1 protein-coding gene is annotated in these 387 nt (G+C 69.3%); it reads left to right on the top strand.

Annotated features, from left to right (window positions below; genetic code table 11):
- Positions 1-387, top strand: a 387-nt coding sequence (locus CCL05_RS42420; protein ID WP_244204609.1) for an ABC transporter transmembrane domain-containing protein, incomplete at both ends; no start/stop codon positions are given.

The following is a 387-nucleotide window of genomic DNA, read 5'->3' as shown; positions in this document are numbered from 1 at the left end:
GGCCTCGGGGCAGTTGCTGTCCCGGGGGACGACGGACCTGATGCTGCTGCGCATGTTCCTCGCCTTCCCGCTGACGTTCCTGCTGGTCAACGGCGTGACGATCCTCGTCGGCGTGGTCATCATGCTGCTCCAGGACTGGACCCTGGGGCTGGTGATCCTCGGGCCCGCCGTGCCCGTCATGGTCACCTGCGTGATCTTCGAGAAGCGGTACGCCAAGGTGGCCCGGCTCGCCCAGGACCAGGTCGGCGACCTGACGACGGTCGTCGAGGAGAGCGTGCTCGGCATCCGCATCATCAAGGGCTTCGGCCGGCACCGGAGCCAGGCCCGGGCGTTCCGGGACCTGTCGGGCACACTGCGTGGCACGGAGCTGCGCAAGGCGCGGCTGCT

The organism is Streptomyces africanus, from assembly GCF_002150735.1.
Classification (GTDB): domain Bacteria; phylum Actinomycetota; class Actinomycetes; order Streptomycetales; family Streptomycetaceae; genus Streptomyces; species Streptomyces africanus.
The sequence above is the reverse complement of the archived record's forward strand: the minus strand, read 5'-3'. Positions and strand labels throughout refer to the sequence as shown.